22 protein-coding genes are annotated in these 18,845 nt (G+C 38.7%); 21 read left to right on the top strand and 1 reads right to left on the bottom strand.

The window, feature by feature from the left end; genetic code table 11:
* The first annotated feature begins 50 nt into the window (after positions 1–50).
* From BBI00_RS19455 to BBI00_RS19435, 6 genes are all read left to right on the top strand, one after another.
* The gene (locus BBI00_RS19455; protein WP_065400519.1) at positions 51–788 is read left to right on the top strand and encodes a shikimate dehydrogenase family protein; all 738 of its coding nucleotides are present in this window, start codon (positions 51–53) and stop codon (positions 786–788) included.
* Between the two features lie 76 nt (positions 789–864).
* On the top strand, positions 865–2,667 hold the full coding sequence (locus BBI00_RS19450; protein WP_065400518.1) for a DUF349 domain-containing protein: 1,803 nt from the start codon (positions 865–867) through the stop codon (positions 2,665–2,667).
* 63 nt (positions 2,668–2,730) lie between these two features.
* Complete coding sequence (gene ribD, locus BBI00_RS19445) at positions 2,731–3,756, top strand: bifunctional diaminohydroxyphosphoribosylaminopyrimidine deaminase/5-amino-6-(5-phosphoribosylamino)uracil reductase RibD (protein WP_065400517.1); 1,026 nt, start codon at positions 2,731–2,733, stop codon at positions 3,754–3,756.
* A gap of 189 nt (positions 3,757–3,945) precedes the next feature.
* On the top strand, positions 3,946–4,110 hold the full coding sequence (locus BBI00_RS23440) for a hypothetical protein (protein ID WP_165602568.1): 165 nt from the start codon (positions 3,946–3,948) through the stop codon (positions 4,108–4,110).
* Positions 4,111–4,153: 43 nt separating this feature from the next.
* A complete protein-coding gene (locus BBI00_RS19440; protein WP_065400516.1) occupies positions 4,154–4,336 on the top strand; it encodes a bacteriocin-like protein in 183 nt (60 codons plus the stop codon).
* Between the two features lie 66 nt (positions 4,337–4,402).
* On the top strand, positions 4,403–5,062 hold the full coding sequence (locus tag BBI00_RS19435; RefSeq protein ID WP_228394808.1) for an IMPACT family protein: 660 nt from the start codon (positions 4,403–4,405) through the stop codon (positions 5,060–5,062).
* Here the strand turns inward: BBI00_RS19435 and BBI00_RS19430 are convergent.
* Entirely contained in the window at positions 5,059–5,769 is a 711-nt protein-coding gene (locus tag BBI00_RS19430) for a zinc metallopeptidase (protein ID WP_027373527.1), read from the bottom strand. The genes BBI00_RS19435 and BBI00_RS19430 overlap by 4 nt on opposite strands.
* 105 nt (positions 5,770–5,874) lie before the next feature.
* Here BBI00_RS19430 and BBI00_RS19425 point away from each other — a divergent pair, with 105 nt between their 5' ends.
* The 15 genes from BBI00_RS19425 (at position 5,875) to nuoL (ending at position 18,843) form a co-directional block, all read left to right on the top strand.
* A complete protein-coding gene (locus BBI00_RS19425) occupies positions 5,875–7,005 on the top strand; it encodes a GNAT family N-acetyltransferase (RefSeq protein ID WP_065400515.1) in 1,131 nt (376 codons plus the stop codon).
* A 61-nt stretch (positions 7,006–7,066) separates the two neighbouring features.
* The gene (locus BBI00_RS23435) at positions 7,067–7,243 is read left to right on the top strand and encodes a hypothetical protein (RefSeq protein ID WP_165602567.1); all 177 of its coding nucleotides are present in this window, start codon (positions 7,067–7,069) and stop codon (positions 7,241–7,243) included.
* Between the two features lie 122 nt (positions 7,244–7,365).
* Positions 7,366–7,737, top strand: a complete 372-nt coding sequence (locus tag BBI00_RS19420) for an NADH-quinone oxidoreductase subunit A (RefSeq protein WP_065400514.1) — start codon at positions 7,366–7,368, stop codon at positions 7,735–7,737.
* Between the two features lie 101 nt (positions 7,738–7,838).
* Positions 7,839–8,399, top strand: a complete 561-nt coding sequence (locus tag BBI00_RS19415; RefSeq protein ID WP_002983540.1) for an NADH-quinone oxidoreductase subunit B — start codon at positions 7,839–7,841, stop codon at positions 8,397–8,399.
* A gap of 6 nt (positions 8,400–8,405) precedes the next feature.
* Positions 8,406–8,900, top strand: a complete 495-nt coding sequence (locus BBI00_RS19410) for an NADH-quinone oxidoreductase subunit C (RefSeq protein WP_065400513.1) — start codon at positions 8,406–8,408, stop codon at positions 8,898–8,900.
* Between the two features lie 75 nt (positions 8,901–8,975).
* Complete coding sequence (gene nuoD / locus BBI00_RS19405) at positions 8,976–10,199, top strand: NADH dehydrogenase (quinone) subunit D (protein ID WP_065400512.1); 1,224 nt, start codon at positions 8,976–8,978, stop codon at positions 10,197–10,199.
* 105 nt (positions 10,200–10,304) lie between these two features.
* Positions 10,305–10,814, top strand: a complete 510-nt coding sequence (locus tag BBI00_RS19400; RefSeq protein ID WP_065400511.1) for an NADH-quinone oxidoreductase subunit NuoE family protein — start codon at positions 10,305–10,307, stop codon at positions 10,812–10,814.
* Between the two features lie 106 nt (positions 10,815–10,920).
* Entirely contained in the window at positions 10,921–12,279 is a 1,359-nt protein-coding gene (gene nuoF, locus BBI00_RS19395; protein ID WP_065400510.1) for an NADH-quinone oxidoreductase subunit NuoF, read from the top strand.
* A 7-nt stretch (positions 12,280–12,286) separates the two neighbouring features.
* Complete coding sequence (locus BBI00_RS19390) at positions 12,287–13,198, top strand: hypothetical protein (RefSeq protein WP_123902323.1); 912 nt, start codon at positions 12,287–12,289, stop codon at positions 13,196–13,198.
* A 36-nt stretch (positions 13,199–13,234) separates the two neighbouring features.
* Positions 13,235–14,233, top strand: a complete 999-nt coding sequence (locus BBI00_RS19385; protein WP_062702155.1) for a 2Fe-2S iron-sulfur cluster-binding protein — start codon at positions 13,235–13,237, stop codon at positions 14,231–14,233.
* Positions 14,234–14,349: 116 nt separating this feature from the next.
* Complete coding sequence (nuoH, locus tag BBI00_RS19380; protein WP_065400509.1) at positions 14,350–15,414, top strand: NADH-quinone oxidoreductase subunit NuoH; 1,065 nt, start codon at positions 14,350–14,352, stop codon at positions 15,412–15,414.
* Positions 15,415–15,538: 124 nt separating this feature from the next.
* On the top strand, positions 15,539–16,096 hold the full coding sequence (locus tag BBI00_RS19375; protein WP_065400508.1) for a NuoI/complex I 23 kDa subunit family protein: 558 nt from the start codon (positions 15,539–15,541) through the stop codon (positions 16,094–16,096).
* Positions 16,096–16,593 carry an NADH-quinone oxidoreductase subunit J family protein gene (locus BBI00_RS19370; RefSeq protein WP_065400507.1) on the top strand — a complete coding sequence of 166 codons (498 nt, stop codon included), beginning with the start codon at positions 16,096–16,098 and terminating at the stop codon, positions 16,591–16,593. Before BBI00_RS19375 ends, BBI00_RS19370 begins: the two co-directional genes overlap by 1 nt.
* A 4-nt stretch (positions 16,594–16,597) precedes the next feature.
* The gene (gene nuoK / locus BBI00_RS19365; RefSeq protein ID WP_047096014.1) at positions 16,598–16,927 is read left to right on the top strand and encodes an NADH-quinone oxidoreductase subunit NuoK; all 330 of its coding nucleotides are present in this window, start codon (positions 16,598–16,600) and stop codon (positions 16,925–16,927) included.
* Positions 16,928–16,929: 2 nt separating this feature from the next.
* Positions 16,930–18,843 (top strand): NADH-quinone oxidoreductase subunit L, encoded by a 1,914-nt coding sequence (gene nuoL, locus BBI00_RS19360; protein WP_065400506.1) that lies wholly within the window; start codon positions 16,930–16,932, stop codon positions 18,841–18,843.
* Positions 18,844–18,845 lie beyond the last annotated feature (2 nt).

Genomic DNA, 18,845 nt, shown 5'->3' with positions numbered 1-18,845 from the left:
ATTCAAATCAAAGGCCGGATTTTTCCGGTCTTTTTTTTATTTTTGATCATATGGATTCCAACAAAAAATTAGGATTGATAGGACGGAATATTTCCTATTCTTTTTCTAAAAAATTCTTCGAAAATAAGTTTCAAAAGCTAATGCTGAAGGACTTTTCCTACGATATTTTTGACCTGAACGAAATCAATGAAGTTGAAAACCTCTTTTCTTCTCCGGAACTTCTGGGATTCAATGTTACGATTCCTTACAAAGAAAAAATCATTGATTATCTGGACGAATTGAGCGATGAGGCAGAGAAAATAGGTGCCGTTAACTGTGTGCTGATTCAAAACGGTAAAAAAACCGGCTATAATACGGATGCATTCGGTTTTGAAAAGACCCTTCTCCTTCATAAGAAACCTTCACAGGATAAAGCTTTAATTTTAGGAAATGGAGGTGCTGCAAAAGCCGTAAAATATGTTTTGGACAAACATCAGATCCCTTCTCAGATCATTTCCAGAAACTCAGAAGTCAACTTTGAAAACCTGGATGCTGAAACGGTCCAGGATCATAAAATCATCATCCAGTGCACACCGGTAGGAACATTCCCTAATGTGGATGACTGCCTGGACTTTCCTTTCGAAGCACTGTCTTCAGACCATCTGGTGATTGATTTAATATACAACCCCAACTACACCCGGTTTATCATCAACGCCTCTGAAAAAGGAGCAAAAACAGTAAACGGTTATTATATGCTTGAGCAGCAAGCAGAAAAAGCTTGGGAAATTTGGAATTTTCAAAAAAAATAACATAAATTAGTACTTTAATTGGCTTTACAGCTATATTTAAAAAGGATATTAACGCCACTCACATAAAAGATTTGCTATGATTACAGAAAACAATCTTTCTGAAAACGAAGAAAACAAGATTCCTAACGAAGTATCTCAGGAAACATCGGAAAACACAGCTTCTCATGATGCAGCTCCCCATGAAGATGACGCAGAACATATGGAGGAACATGAAGAGGTTGAGATTTCTCTGGCTGATGCTTTAAAGGAAATGGAAAAAATCATTAATACTCCCAACGCAGGCGAGAATTTTAAAAGATTCAACCAGTTGAAGGAAAAAGCAAGTCACTACATTCATGATGAAGTGGAGGATAAGAAACATGAGTACACCGATGCCGGAAATGCTCCTGAAAATTTCAGCTATGAACATCCTTCACAGGCAAAATATTCTGCTTTGGTCAATATTTTCAGGGAAAAGCATGACCACTTCCAGAAAGGACAGGAAGAGGAACAGAAAAAAAACCTGGAATACCGCCAGAACATTATTGAAAAACTTAAAAACCTCTATACCAATTCTGAGCCGGGAACCAATCTTTTCAAATCCATCCGTGAGATCAAGGAAGACTGGTCAAAAGCCGGACAGGTTGCCAAATCTGAGTTTAAAATTCTTAACAATAACTATTTCCACCACCTGAACCAATTCTATCAGATGCTGGATCTTAACAAAGAATTTCTTGAGCAGGAATACAGCCACAACCTGGAGAAAAGAGAACACATCATTGCCCGTGCCAAAGAACTGGAAAACGAACCTGTGATTCAGAAAGCACTGAATGAGCTTCAGTATCTTCATAAACTGTGGAAGGAAGAAGCGGAACCGGTAGCTGAAGAATTCCGTGAAAAAACATGGGAAGAATTCAAAGAAATCTCCAACAAAATTCACGAAAGAAAATCTGAGCTTTCCGCATCCATTGAAAAAGAGCAGGCCGCGAACCTGGAAAAGAAAAATGAGATCATCGCCGAGATCAAAAAACTTTCCGAGCCATCGGAAACGCCTAACCACAACTACTGGCAAAATGCCATTAAAAGAGTGGAAGATCTACGCTCTGAGTTCTTAAAGACCGGAAGTGTACCAAGAAAACTGTCTAACCAGAACTGGAATGACTTCAAAACAACGCTGAGAGGATTCAATACCACAAAAAACAATTATTATAAATCACTGAAAGGTTCTCAGCAGGCCAATCTGGAAGAAAAATTAAAACTGATCCAGACGGCGCAGGACAATATGAACAACGAAGAATGGGATATCTCCGTTCCGTTATTCAAAAAACTGCAGGAAGACTGGAAAAAGATCGGACATGTTCCTAAAAGCATGACCAATAAGATCTGGGATGAATTCCGTGATGCCTGTAATTCATTCTTCAATAATTACAGAGAAAAGAGCAATACCTCTACAGACAACTGGAAAGAAAATTATAAAAATAAAAAAGCTCTTCTTGATGAACTGAAAATGGTTTCCAACGACGAAGGAAGCATTGAGAAAATCGAAGCGATCAAAACAGCCTGGAATAATATCGGTAAAGTACCAAGAGATAAAATTTCTATCAATTCTGAATTTAACAAGACATTAAGAGATAAATTAAAGATCAATAAGATCAACGAGCTTGAACTTAAAGAAGAAGGATTATCAGAAAACCAGCTTACAGATAAAGCAAGGAAGATCAAAAACCAAATCTCTGATCTTGAAGCTGAAATCGTTAAGCTTGAAAACAACCTTTCTTTCTTCAACAAACCATCAAGAGAAAATCCTCTTCTGAGAGACACGTACAATACGATTGATGAAAAGAAAGCTCATCTGGAAACATTAAAACAGAATCTCCACAACATCATTACCGGAGAATAAATCTTAACACAATAAATAAAGGCGGAGCAAAGCAATTTGTCTTCGCTTTTTCTTTTTACAGATATGAATAACGACGAACTTTATATTAAAAGATGTATTGAGCTGGCTCAGAAAGCACTGGGCAAAACCTATCCCAATCCCCTTGTTGGCAGCGTAATTGTGCACAACGGAAAGATCATTGGTGAAGGATACCATCATAAAGCGGGAGAAAACCATGCAGAAATCAATGCTATCAATTCCGTTGAAAATAAAGAGCTGATTCCGGAATCCACTATTTATGTTTCCCTGGAGCCTTGTGCACACTATGGAAAAACACCGCCGTGTGCTTTAAAGATCAAAGAGCTTGGCTTTAAAAAAGTAGTGATCGGAGCAATGGACTCTCATGACAAAGTAAACGGCAAAGGAAAAAAAATCATTCAGGATGCGGGAATTGAAGCCGTATCAGGAATTCTTGAGCAGGACTGTATAAACCTGAACAAGCGCTTTTTCACCTATCATGAAAAGAAAAGACCTTATATTATTCTGAAATGGGCAGAATCCGGCGATGGATTTCTGGATAAGGACTTTAAACCTACTCCAATTTCAAATTCTCTGGTCAATCAATTCGTACATCAGTTAAGAGCCGATGAACATGCCATTTTGGTAGGAACACAAACCGCATTAAATGACAATCCCGGTTTAACGGTGCGCAATGCTGAAGGCACAAATCCTGTCAGAATCCTGATCGATTTCGATTTAAAAGTTCCTCAGCACTTTAAGATTTATAATGACGAAGCAAGGACATTGGTTTTAAATTCCGTTAAAGAAGGAACAGAAAACAATATTCAGTTTATTAAGATCAATAAAGAAAATTTCCTGCACGAATTGATGGATGCCCTATATAAAGAACAGATACAGTCCGTAATTATTGAAGGTGGCAGATTTACATTACAGCAATTCATTGATTCCGGTCTTTGGGATGAAGCAATAGTCATTAAAAATGATGGTTTATTACTTGAAAACGGAACCAAAGCTCCTGAATTCAGTCATAAAGCAATCAAAACAGAAACATACAGAGATAATTTAATTTCATTTTTCAATGTAAAATAATCTGAATCCGGACTGAGGAAATTATAAACATAAAAGCCGGGAGCCTGTGGTTCTGCTTTTGTACCTTCATAGCATCCGGCACCAGACTTCCTAACCCGACTAAAATCAGAAAGATATCTTAAAATTATTCCATTTTATCACCCTCAAATGAAATAATATCTTTACATTAGTAATTACAAAAGAATTACTATGAAAAATTTAAAGAAAATCTCAAGACCAAAACTGAAAGAAATGAAAGGAGGAAATGCTCCTGAATGCTGTTCTTTTTATCCGCCATCCCTGCAGCACTGCTGTGCAACACCTTCAAGCATGAGTTGTCCGCCACCTTGGGAAGTCGGATCATTCCCTTGCTAAATTTCTGAGCCCGTACCGACTACTAACCTATAAAAATCAAGCTATGAAAAATTTGAAAAAAGTATCCAGAGCCGGACTAAGAACCATTCAGGGAGGTGTTTTTGTAACCTGTACATTACCGAACGGAGAACCTACCAGATGCAGAGACAGATGTCCTCAGGATTTTTGTGGCCCTACAAGCTATATGTGCCTCATTCCAATGGATCTCTGCGGAGATGGAATTTAAAAACAACTTTTACATTAAAAAAACAGGTAAGCCGTCATATTTTTGACGGCTTACTTTATGATCATGATGCAGATTAATAAAGCATTTAATATTTTTGCATCAATAAAGCCGGAATTCAGAATGACGTTTGAATACAAAACCATAGAAAAACCCATAGAAAATACTTTATTAAAGGAAAAAGGAAGCAAGTTCTTAGGATTTGCCTACCCTGTCAATAATGAACGTGAGCTGAAAGCTGCCCTGGAAAAAGTAAGGGAAGAACATCCCAAGGCAACCCACCACTGCTATGCTTTCAGAATGGGATTAAATGGCGAAAATTACCGTGCCAATGATGACGGTGAACCTTCGGGAAGCGCCGGACTGCCTATTTACAATCAACTCTTAGCCAATGAAATAACGAATGTGCTTGTCATTTCAGTCCGTTATTACGGGGGAACCAAACTGGGCGTTTCAGGTTTGGTAAAAGCTTATAAAGAATCTGCCAAAATCACCTTAGAAGAATCCCATATCATTACAAGAGAACTGGAAACTGAAATTGAAATTCACTTCAATTTCAATCAGCAGAATACGATCTTTACTTTGCTTTCGAAGTTTGATGCCAAGGTCCTGAATTTTGATGCCAACGAAAACTGTGTGCTGACAGCCTCCCTGAAACTGGCACAAAAAGAAAACATCTCGGAAAAACTTTCCGAGATGCAATATGTTTCATTTGAATTTAATGATTAATCCCTTCTTCCACCGAGAAGCAAAGAGCCCCAGTAAAGAAGCTGAGCAAGAGAACCTAAAGCGGCAACCACATAAGTTCTGGCAGCCCATTTCAGACTGTCCTGTACCCCTACGAATTCTTCAGCAGTAACAGTTCCTGTATCTTTAAGCCACTTCATTGCTCTGTTACTCGCATCGTATTCCACCGGCAATGTTACAAAGGCAAAAAGTGTAGTCACAGCAAACATGGCTACTCCAATTGCCAGCACCGTTGTGTTTCCATTTGGATTTTCAATACTTCTTGATGCCGCCATCACCGCAATACCTGCGATAAGGACAAACTGCATCAGGTTGGAGCTTATATTAACAATAGGAACCAGTTTTGAACGTAAATTCAACATAGAATATCCTACTGCATGTTGTACTGCGTGTCCGCATTCGTGTGCTGCCACAGCTGCTGCGGCCGCATTCCTCTGCATATAAACCCCTTCAGAGAGGTTAACCGTTTTATCTGCCGGATTATAGTGGTCCGTCAACTGCCCGGGAACTGATATTACCTGAACATCATTGATCCCGTTATCTCTCAACATTTTTTCCGCTACTTCTTTTCCCGAAAGTCCGTTTCTAAGATGTACATTGGAATAATATTCAAATTTTGATTTCAATCTGGACGAAACCCACCAGCTCACCAGCATTGAAATACCAATAATGATATAATAACCCGCCATTTTATATAGATTTTGTGTTCATTTTTTACCCATAATGATATAAAAACTGTGCCAAAGTATAAGATTTTATTATTTATATTTGTCCTCTAATTACGCTCAAAAAACATGTCTACAGTTTCAATTATTGAAGTTAAAACTCCCGCTCAGCTCAAGCAATTTGTAAGATTTCCGATGGATCTGTACAAAAATAACCCGTACTACGTCCCATCCTTTATCAATGATGAAATCAATATTTGGAATGCTGATGAAAATCCGGCCCTTCAATATTCTGAAGCCAGACAGTATCTCGCCTATAAAAACAACAGTATCGCCGGTAGAATTGCTGTTCTGATCAACCATAAGGAAGAAAGAGAATTAGGGATCAGAAAAGTACGTTTCGGATGGATTGACTTTATTGATGACGAAGAAGTTTCAAAAGCGTTATTAGAAAAGGCCGTTGACTATGCCCGTGAAAAAAATATAGACACCATTGAAGGTCCTATGGGTTTCACCAATCTTGATAAAGCAGGAATGCTGATCCAAGGGTTTGACCAATTGGCTACCATGATTGGAATATACAATAATCATTACTATCCAAAACATCTTGAAAAACTGGGATGGGTAAAAGAAAAAGAATGGGTAGAATTTGAAATCCAGTTCCCGGAATCTTTACCTGAAAAAATTCACAAATTCAATGCACTGATTTCTGAGAAATACAAGCTGAGAGTCTTAAGATTTAAAAACAAGGAAGAAATCCTTCAGTATGTGGATCCTATGTTTGATCTTTTAGATGAAACCTACAAACATCTTTCCACTTACACCCCTATTTCTGACGAACAGCGTAAAACCTATAAGGAAAAGTATTTTAAACTGATTGATAAAGATTTTATCGTTTGTATCGTTGATGAGCACAATCATCTGATTTCGTTTGCGATTACTATGCCTTCCTATTCCAAAGCCTTACAGAAGTCAGGAGGAAAACTTCTTCCGTTCGGATGGTGGCATTTCTTAAAAGCCGGAAGAAAGAACGACAGGGCTAATTTTTACCTGATTGGAATTCATCCCGATTATCAGAGAAGAGGGGTAACTTCCATTATTTTCAAAGAAATCTTTGATGTCTTTAAGAAAAAAGGAGTAAAATTCCTGGAAACCAATCCTGAGCTTGAAGAAAACAAAAGTATTCAACTGCTATGGCAGGATTACAACCCGGTAAATCATAAGAGAAGAAGAACTTATTCGATGACGATAAATGAGTAATAAAAACAGAGATCAATCAAACGTACACTTTAATACTCTCCCACCCTCAAACCTTTCACTTATGAAACCACAGCTCATTATTTTTGCCATTCTCATCGCAGGATTTATCTCTTACAATCTGTTTTTTCAGTCTCAGGATGATAAGACCAACACAGCGGTCAACATTGTTTATGCCAGTGTTCTTTTTGGTTACATTTCATTTATGGCCTATTCTCTCCTTAAAAAAATGAAGAAATAACCCGTTATTTTTATTGATTCTAAATTGTAAGTTTTGCCCATTTTCATCCTACTTTTAAGCTGATAAATTTCATGCTTTCTTGTTTATTCGCTAAATTTGCAAATTGAGATAATAATGCAAAAATGAATTTACCTGAAAGTTATATTCCAATCCTTATCCAGGCAGGTGTAGCAGTAGGATTTGTCGCTGTTTCTTTGCTTGGAGCACATTTTTTAGGTCCACAACAGAAAAAAGGAAATTCTGTAAAAAACCAAAGTTGGGAATGTGGGGTTCCTGTAGAAGGAAATGCAAGAACACCGTTTTCTATCAAGTACTTCCTGACTGCGGTATTGTTCGTACTATTCGATATTGAAATCGTATTTTTTTATCCCTATGCAGTAAACTTCAGAGAATTCGGTTTAGAAGGATTCCTTGCGGTGCTTACGTTCGTTGCGATCTTCTTCGTAGCGTTTTTCTATGTTTGGAAACGTGGCGCATTAGATTGGGATAAATAAATTTTAACATTAAAAGATTGAATGTATTTAAGTAATTTAAAGATTGTAAAGATCTTATTTTCTAATCTTTAAATATTTTAATCTTTAAATATTTACTAAAAATGTCAGATAAAAAACCAGTAATAAGAACAGATGCACCTGCTCCCGAAGGCTATGAAGGAGAAGGGTTTTTCGCAACAAAACTGAGCAGTGTAATCGGGATGGCAAGAAAGTTTTCACTTTGGCCATTGCCATTTGCTACCTCTTGTTGCGGTATCGAGTTTATGGCTACCCTGAACCCTACTTATGATGCTTCAAGGTTTGGTATGGAAAGAAACTCTTTCTCACCAAGACAGGCAGATATGCTGATGGTTTGCGGAACTATATCAAAGAAATTAGGACCAGTCCTTAAGGAAGTGTACACTCAGATGGCAGAGCCTAAATGGGTGGTGGCAGTTGGAGCTTGTGCTTCCAGCGGTGGTATTTTTGATACCTATTCTGTACTTCAGGGAATAGATAAAATTATTCCGGTAGACGTATATGTTCCGGGATGCCCTCCAAGACCTGAACAGATCATTGAAGGGGTAATGCAGGTACAGGCTCTTGCAGAAAGCGAAAGCATCAGAAGAAGAGACATGCCTGAATATCAGAAATTATTAGATTCTTACAACATAAGCAACTAAACGGAAATGACAAACGAATTTGTATTAGAAGCAATCACAAGAGAATTTCCGGAATCTGTTATTTCAAGCTCAGAACCTTATGGGATGCTGACGATCGAAGTAAAGAAAGAAGATATCAAGAAGATCATTCATTATCTGAAAGATTCATCTCTGGAGATCAATTTCCTTACGGATGTCTGCGGAATTCACTATCCTGAATTCCCGGAAAAGGAAATAGGAGTTGTGTACCATCTGCATAATATGATGACCAATTTCAGATTACGTCTGAAAATCTTCATGTCCAGAGAAAATATTGAGGTAGATTCTCTTACGGATCTATACGCAGGTGCCAACTGGATGGAAAGAGAAACGTATGATTTCTATGGAATTAAATTTAAAGGTCACCCGGATCTGAGACCGATCCTGAATATGGAAGATCTTGGATACCATCCAATGTTGAAGGAATATCGACTTGAAGACGGTACAAGAACCGACAAGAACGATAGTATGTTCGGAAGATAAAAAATAATGCAATAAGCAGTAAGCAGCAAGCAGTAAGCTTAAAGCCTAGAGCCTATAGCCTAAAGCATTTAAATTATGAAAGATAACTCATTATCTAATATACTAAACCAGTACGAAAGTAAGGAACAGATTGACGGGCAACTATACACCCTCAACTTAGGGCCTACCCACCCTGCCACTCACGGGATCTTCCAGAATATCTTAACGATGGACGGAGAAAGAATCCTTCATGCTGAGCAAACGGTAGGATATATCCACAGAGCATTTGAGAAAATCTCCGAAAGAAGAAACTATTCTCAGATCACTACCCTTACGGACCGTATGAACTACTGTTCTGCACCGATCAATAATTTAGGCTGGCACATGACAGTAGAGAAACTGATTGGCGTTGAAGTTCCAAAACGTGTAGACTATATGCGTGTTATCCTGATGGAACTGGCGAGAATCGGTGACCACCTGATCTGTAACGGGGTAACCGGAATGGACTCAGGAGCGATTACAGGTCTTACTTATATGTTCATCGAAAGAGAACGTATTTATGATATGTATGAGCAGATCTGTGGGGCAAGGATGACAACCAATATGGGAAGAATCGGAGGATTTGAAAGAGATTTCACTCCTAAATTCCATGAATTGATCAAGGACTTCCTGAAGACTTTCCCACCAAGATTCAAAGAATTCTGTACCCTGTTGGAAAGAAACAGAATTTTCATGGACAGAACCATCGGTACAGGAGCCATTTCTGCCGAAAGAGCATTAAGCTACGGTTTCACAGGTCCAAACTTACGTGCAGCAGGTGTAGATTACGATGTAAGAGTTGCACAGCCTTATTCCTCATACCAGGATTTCGACTTTATTATTCCTGTAGGAACTTCAGGAGATACTTACGACCGTTTCATGGTTCGTCAGCAGGAAATCTGGGAATCTATCAAAATTATCAAACAGGCATACGAAAATCTTCCGGAAGGGCCATTCCATGCGGATGTTCCTGATTTCTATCTTCCTGAAAAGGCAGATGTATATCAGAAAATGGAAGCACTGATCTACCATTTCAAAATTGTAATGGGAGAAACTGATGTACCGAAAGGAGAAGTTTATCATGCTGTAGAAGGCGGAAACGGAGAATTAGGTTTCTATCTTGTGAGCGACGGAGGAAGAAGCCCTTACAGGCTTCACTTCAGAAGACCATGTTTCATTTACTATCAGGCATATCCTGAAATGATTACAGGTTCTGTAATTTCAGATGCCATTGTAACGATGTGTAGTATGAACATTATTGCGGGAGAATTAGACGCATAAAAAATAAGTTGTCACACATCAGATTTCAGATGTTGGACACTTAGCTTTACCTATAAATTTAAAATCTGATGTCTGAAATCTGACATCTGAAATCTTAGATAAAAAATGAGCGAAACAATAGCTTTTAAACCGGAAAGTTTAGCACAGGTACACAAAATTATCGCAAGATATCCTGAAGGAAGACAGAAATCTGCTCTTCTTCCTGTACTTCACCTGGCACAGAAAGAATTCGGAGGATGGTTAGATGTTCCTGTGATGGATTATGTTGCCGGACTATTAAGTATCCAGCCGATCGAAGTATATGAAGTGGCTACTTTCTATACCATGTTCAATATGAAGCCGGTAGGTAAATATGTTCTGGAAGTTTGCAGAACAGGACCTTGTATGGTTTGTGGCAGCGAAAAGATCCTTAACCATATCAGAACGAAACTGAACATTAAAGACGGGGAAACTACTGAAGACGGTATGTTCACTTTAAAGCCTGCTGAATGTCTTGGAGCATGTGGTTATGCCCCAATGATGCAGCTTGGAAAGTTCTTTCATGAAAATTTAACGATAGAAAAAGTAGACGAAATCCTTGAGCTTTGCAGACAGGGACAACTTGCTTTAGACTAATAGAAATTTTAAATTCTACATGTTAGATTTTAAATTATTCAGTTATTTTTTTTAATAATTATAAAAGCTAGAAGCCAAAAGCCAATAGCGAAAAGCATAATAAACAATGAGTAAAAAACTTTTACTTAAAGACGCACATATAGAAGGCATCCGCTACTTTGAAACCTACCGTAAGCAAGGAGGTTACACTGCAGCTGAGAAAGCCTTGAAAATGACTCCTGACGAAATTCTTGAAGAAGTAAAAACTTCAGGATTAAGAGGTCGTGGTGGAGCTGGATTCCCTACAGGGATGAAATGGAGCTTTCTGGCAAAACCAGAAGGCGTTCCGAGACACCTTGTGGTAAATGCGGATGAATCTGAGCCCGGAACATTCAAAGACAGATATCTGATGGAGTTCCTTCCTCACCTTTTGATTGAAGGAATGCTCATTTCATCTTACTGTTTAGGTTCCAACACTTCTTATATCTACATCCGTGGAGAATATTCATGGATCCCGGATATTCTTGAAGAAGCTATTGAAGAAGCTAAAGCAGCAGGATTTTTAGGTAAAAATATTTTAGGAACCGGTTTCGATCTTGAAATCTATGTACAGAGAGGTGGTGGAGCTTATATCTGCGGTGAAGAAACTGCATTGCTTGAATCCCTTGAAGGAAAAAGAGGTAATCCGAGATTAAAACCACCATTCCCGGCTGTAAAAGGTCTTTGGGAGAGACCAACGGTAGTAAACAACGTTGAATCTATTGCAGCAATTGTTCCGATCATTGATATTACAGGTGCTGAGTATGCTAAAATCGGGGTAGGAAGATCTACAGGTACGAAGCTGATTTCGGCTTGTGGAAACATCAACAAACCGGGAGTATACGAAATTGATATGACGATCACTGTAGAAGAATTTATCTATTCTGATGAATATTGCGGTGGTATTAAAGACGGAAAAAGATTAAAGGCTTGTATTCCGGGAGGAAGTTCCGTTCCTATTGTTCCTGCAAATTTATTGCTGAGAACGGTGAACGGAGAGCCAAGATATATGAACTATGAGTCATTGGCAGACGGTGGTTTTGCTACCGGAACCATGATGGGTTCAGGAGGTTTCATCGTATTGGATGAAGACCAGTGTATTGTAGAACACACCATGACATTGGCAAGATTCTACAACCACGAAAGTTGCGGACAATGTACTCCTTGCCGTGAAGGTACGGGATGGATGTACAAGATTTTAAAGAAAATCGAGAAAGGAGAAGGAAAAATGGAAGATATCGATCTGCTTTGGGATATCCAGAGAAAGATCGAGGGAAATACGATTTGTCCGTTGGGTGATGCAGCAGCCTGGCCGGTTGCAGCAGCGATCCGTCACTTCAGAGATGAGTTTGAGTGGCACGTGAAAAACCCTGAGTTGTCTCAGACACAAAATTATGGATTGGCACATTATGCAGATCCTATCCCGGCTGTAGAAAAGAATGCGTAGGTAGAAAATGAAAAGATTATTGGTTGTCGGCTTAATGATGTCGAATTTTGTGTTTGCACAAAATAAGAAAATTGACACTGCAAATTATAACAGATCCGTAGAAGAGGATTTGTCATATGTAGCGAGTGAGAAACAGAAGATCAAAGCTGAAAAAAAAGAAAAGCCTTTACCATTAAACAAAAAAGGTCAGGTTTTTGTGTTTTACGGGTGGAACAGAGCGGCTTACAGCAATTCTGATATCCATTTTACCGGAAACGGATACGATTTCCAGCTGAATAATGTAACGGCACAGGACAGGCCTACAAAATTTGGAATTGTGTATTTTGATCCAAGCTGGTTTACCGTAACGCAGTATAACTTCAGATTAGGGTATTTTATTAAAGATAACTTAGCCCTTGTTTTAGGGATCGACCATATGAAATATGTGATGGATCAGAACCAGACCGTTAACTTCAAAGGTCATATTTCAGATCCTGAATATGCAGCAATGGTACAAAACGGGCAGGTAAATCTTGCAGATCAGAAGTTCCTTACTTTCGAACATACGGACGGACTTAATTATGAAAATTTAGGTCTTGAGAAATACAGAAATCTTGTTCATAAGAAAAATATAGATTTGGTATGGTCTTATGGAGCCGGAATCGGATTTATGTTTCCAAAAAGTAATGTAAAGCTTTTTGGGAATGAAAGAAGTGACCGTTTTCACGTTGCAGGGATGGGAACCGATATCAGATCCAGTCTTAACCTTGTTTTCTGGAAAAACTGGATGCTGAGAGTAGAAGGAAAAGCCGGTTATATCAATATGTGGGACATTAAAACCACATTAAACAACAAACCGGACAAAGCACGTCAGGATTTTGTTTTCGGACAGGTTCTCGGAGGTATCGGATATACATTTAATACGAAAAAGTATAATTAAAATATAGCTTACAAGCATAAGCGAAAAGCATAGAATATGAGCGAAGAGGTTAAAAAATTCAAAATAACTATAGACGGACAGACGACTGAAGTTTTGCCTGGGACTTCTATTCTGGAAGCTGCAAGACAAATCGGTGGAAAATCTGTACCTCCTGCAATGTGCTACTACAGCAAATTGGAAACCAGTGGAGGAAGATGTAGAACTTGTCTTGTGGAAGTTTCCAAAGGATCTGAAGCAGACCCACGTCCTATGCCGAAATTGGTGGCAAGCTGCAGAACCAATGTAATGGACGGGATGGAAGTAAAAAACCTTACTTCTGAGAAAGCTCAGGAAGGAAGAAAAGCGGTTACTGAATTCTTATTGGTCAACCACCCGCTGGACTGCCCTATCTGTGACCAGGCAGGAGAATGTCATCTTCAGGACTTAGGATATGAACATGGTGTGGAGAATACAAGAACAGAATTCGAAAGAAACACTTACGAAGCTGATGATCTTGGACCGAACATCAAATTGAACATGAACCGTTGTATTCTTTGTGCAAGATGTGTATTAGCAGCAAACCAGCTGACAGGCCAAAGAGAACACGGTATCCTTTTCAGAGGAGATCACGCTGAAATTTCAACGTATTTAAATAAAGCTTTAGACAATGACTTCATCGGAAACGTGATCGACGTTTGCCCGGTTGGAGCACTAACAGACAGAACTGCCCGTTTTGCAAGCAGAGTGTGGTTTACAAAACCAATGAACGCTTCATGTAAATGTGATAAATGTTCAGGAAAAGCTGTAGTATGGATGAAAGGTGATGAGATTGTAAGAGTAACTGCAAGAAAAGACCAGTGGGGTGAAGTGGAAGAATTCATCTGCGATACATGCCGTTTCGAAAGAAAAGCTTTATCAGACTGGAACATCGAAGGTCCTAGACATATCGACAGACACTCTGTAATTTCATTAAATCACTATGAAAAACCTAAGGATGAACTAAGAGTTTTAGACAATCCTATGGCTAAAGAGATCAGTGAAAAAGACGAAAAATAAAATTTGAAAATTTGATAATGAGTTAATTTGAAAATGAGAAACTTTGGTCATGTGATTGTTATAACTTACATCTTCCAGCTTCCATTTTCATAACTTCTAACATCTATAACAATAAAATGGATTTACTTACATTTAAACTTATACTTGTACTAGCACTTTTCCTGCTGTCGTTGACGATTGCAGCCTACTCTACCTGGGCAGAAAGAAAAGTGGCCTCTATCATGCAGGATAGAATTGGTCCGAACAGAGCCGGACCTTTCGGATTGCTGCAGCCTCTTGCTGACGGTGGAAAATTCTTCTTTAAAGAAGACTTTACGCCTGCCAATGCAGAAAAATTCCTTTTCGTATTGGGACCGGCTTTAGTAATGTTTATTTCATTGATCACAGGAGCAGTTATTCCTTGGGGTAAAAGTTTAAATATTGCAGGTACTTCTTTTGATCTTCAGGTAGCCAACATTGACGTTGGGGTACTTTTCATCATCGGAATGGCTTCCATCGGTGTTTACGGAATTATGATCGGAGGCTGGGCTTCCAATAATAAATATTCATTATTAGGTGCTATCCGTGCTTCTTCTCAGATGATTTCTTATGAGTTGGCAATGGGATTGGCCCTTCTTTCTATCATTATGATGACAGGAAGTTTAGATCTGAAAGAAATTACAGAAAGCCAGACGGGTGGAAAACTTTGGGGAGTGATTCCTTGGGTTTCAGGTATGAACTGGAACATTTTCTACCAGCCAATTGCTTTTCTTGTATTCTTTGTAGCAGCTTTAGCTGAAACAAACAGACACCCGTTCGATTTACCTGAATGTGAATCTGAACTGGTAACAGGGTACTCTACAGAATACTCTTCCATGAAGTTAGGGCTGTATATGTTCGGGGAATATGTGAACATGTTTATTTCCAATGCTTTCATGGTGGTGCTTTTCTTCGGAGGTTACAACTATCCTGGTATTGAATGGGTAACTCAGAACTGGGGAGAAAACGTTGCAGGAATCTTAAGTATCGTAGCATTCTTAACGAAAACCGTAATCGGAATTCTGATCTTCATGTGGATCAGATGGACGCTTCCAAGATTCAGATACGACCAGTTAATGCACTTAGGATGGAAAACTTTAATCCCGATGGCATTGGTAAACCTTTTAATTACAGGAGCTGTAATTTTAGCGTTTGGAAATTAAATTATCTAAACCTAACAGGTTTTTGAAACCTGTTAGGTTTGTGTGAATATTGAATATTAAAAATTAAGATAACAGACAAGATTAGTCTAAAATCTGGTGTCTAACATCTAATATCTATAATTAAATGAAACTTACAAACAGATCAAAAGTTGTTTCCAATAAAGAAATGACCCTTGCTGAAAAAATCTACCTTCCTGCCATCTTTACAGGGATGGGGATTACATTTAAGCATGCTGTAAGAACCGTGATAAAGGGTGCTCCCGCAGTATATTCGTATCCGGAAGTACAGAAGCCGAGAACTACCATCTGGAGAGGTCAGCACGTTTTGAAAAGAGACGAGGAAGGCAGAGAAAGATGTACAGCTTGCGGACTTTGTGCGGTAGCTTGTCCTGCAGAAGCCATTACGATGACTGCTGCTGAAAGAACTAAAGAGGAAAAAGATCTTTACAGAGAAGAAAAATATGCTTCAGTATATGAAATCAATATGCTGAGATGTATTTTCTGCGGTATGTGTGAAGAGGCCTGTCCTAAATCTGCCATTTATCTTACCGATAGGCTGGTAGATGTAGAGACTAACAGAGGTTCTTTCATTTACGGTAAAGATAAATTGGTTGAAAAAATAAATGAAAGGATTGACATCACGACAAGACAATCCGAGAAACAAAAAAATGCGGTAAAATAATGGATCAGTTTTTATTTTTCTTGGTGGCGTTTTTAGCAGTGGCAAGTGCGGTTTACTTTGTATTTGCAAAAAATCCTTTATATGCTATTCTGTCATTAATTGTTACGATGTTTTCAATTGCCGGCATGTACATTCTTCTGAATGCCCAGTTCCTGGCAATTATCCAGATTATAGTGTACGCAGGTGCCATCATGGTATTGTTCCTTTACATCCTGATGATGCTTAACCTTAATAAACAAGACGAAAGTAAGAAGGGAAATACTTTAAAATTTGTTGGAGTATTTACCGCAGGTCTTCTTTTGGTAGGAGTATTAGGGGTATTCAGAGGAGTAAGAGACAACCATATTGTAGTGGAGAATGTAGACAGAGGTGTAGGTCTTACCAAGAATCTGGGCAGACTTTTGTTTAATGAATATGTTTTACCGTTTGAGCTTGCTTCTATCCTGATTTTAGCAGGTATCGTAGGTGCGGTATTAATCGGTAAAAAAGATTTATAAAATTATGGGAGAAGTAAATACATTTATACAAAGCATCCCTTTGGACTACTTCATCATCCTTTGTTCAGTATTGTTCTGTTTAGGGGTAATGGGCGTATTGCTTAGAAAAAATGCTATTGTGATGCTGGGCTGTGTAGAGCTTATGCTTAATTCTGTAAACCTTTTATTAGCTGCATTTTCAGCATACAAAGGCAACGGGGACGGACAGCTTCTGGTGTTCTTCATTATGGTGGTTGCTGCTGCTGAAGTGGCGGTAGGCCTGGCAATTATTGCTATGCTGTATAGAAATACCCGTTCTGTAGATGTAAGTATATTTAATAAATTAAGAGGATAAGAATGGAGAATTTAGTATATGCAATAGTACTTTTACCACTTTTAGGGTTTCTTATTAACGGTTTATTCGGGAAAAATCTTCCAAAAATTGTGGTGGGTTCTTTGGCTACGGCAATGGTTTTCGGATCGTTCTGTATCGCTGTAAGTCTTTTCATGAATTTCAGCTCTGAAAGCCAGCCTGTAATCGTAAAAGCTTTTGAATGGTTTAGAGTAAACGGAGTTCAGATCAATTTCGGATTCCAGATCGATCAGCTTTCTTTAATGATGGTGATGATCATCACGGGTATCGGCTCACTGATCCACTTATACTCTATCGGATATATGAGTCATGACAAAGGATTCTATAAGTTTTTCACTTACCTGAACCTTTTCATCTTCTCGATGCTGCTTTTAGTAATGGGAAGCAACTACCTGATCCTTTTCATCGGATGGGAAGGTGTAGGTCTTTGTTCTTACCTGTTGATTGGATTCTGGTATACCAACGAAGAATACGGTAAGGCAGCAAGAAAAGCTTTCATTATGAACAGAATCGGTGACCTTGCGTTATTGATCGGTATCTTCATGATCGCTTCTCAGACCAATGCTGTAGATTACCTTTCTGTAGCAGAAAACGCTTCAAAATTTGAACTGGACGGAACCGTGATCATCTTTATCACAGCGAGTTTATTCATCGGTGCTACCGGTAAATCTGCTCAGGTTCCTTTATATACATGGTTACCGGATGCGATGGCCGGGCCAACTCCTGTTTCTGCTTTAATTCACGCAGCAACAATGGTAACAGCGGGTATCTATTTAGTAGTAAGATCTAACTTCTTATTTACTTTAGCACCAACTGTACAGGGAGGAATTTTATTCATCGGATTCTTAACTGCGGCTTTAGCAGGATTCTATGCATTACGTCAGAACGACATCAAAAAAGTATTGGCATACTCTACCGTTTCACAGCTTGGATTTATGTTCATTGCTTTAGGACTTGGAGCTTATACAACTGCCATGTTCCACGTAATGACACACGCTTTCTTTAAAGCTTTATTATTCTTAGGTGCAGGTTCTGTAATCCACGCGATGAGCAACGAGCAGGATATGCGTTTCATGGGAGGGCTTAAAAAATATATTCCTCTTACGCACGCTACATTCCTGATCGGAACATTAGCTATTTCAGGTTTCCCTTTATTATCGGGGATGATCTCCAAAGACGAAATTTTAGTAGCAGCTTTCGCTAAAAATCCGGTTTACTGGGTAATCTTATTTGTTTTGGCGGCAATGACTGCAACGTATATGTTCAGACTGTATTATTTGACATTCCACGGAGAATTCAGAGGTACTGAAGAACAGAAACACCACTTACATGAAAGCCCGTCTAATATGACATTACCATTGATCGTATTGGCTGTTCTTTCTGTAGTAGGAGGTTTCATTAACTTGCCACACTTCATCGGCCATGGCCACTATGCTAAACTGATGGAATGGTTAAAGCCTGTTCTTACGGAACAAAGCTACAGCCAGATGGAAGCTACTCTTTCAGGAGTGCCTTTCAATACAGAAATGATCTTACTGGCAGCTACAGTATTGATGTTCTTCTCAGTATGGTTCATCGTCAGAAACACTTACGTGAAAAAGAAAAAGATGGCTGTTGCAGAAGAAAACTATACCGGATGGGAAAAGCTTTCTGCTAAGAAATTATATGTTGACGAACTTTACAACGCATTGATTGTAAAAACTGTTGAAGGATTAGGACGCGGAGGAAAAATGTTTGATAAGGGTATCTTGGATCGTTTTGTAAACTTTGTAGGTGATGGTGCTGAAGACAGCGGAAAAGCCATGAAGCGTGTACAGAACGGAAATGTAGAGACGTATATTCTTATCATGTCTTTAGCTGTGGGAATTATATTAATTGTTAACTTTTTATTACAATAATA

It is taken from the genome of Chryseobacterium arthrosphaerae (assembly GCF_001684965.1).
Classification (GTDB): Bacteria; Bacteroidota; Bacteroidia; order Flavobacteriales; family Weeksellaceae; genus Chryseobacterium; species Chryseobacterium arthrosphaerae.
This window is presented reverse-complemented; position numbering and strand designations above follow the sequence as displayed.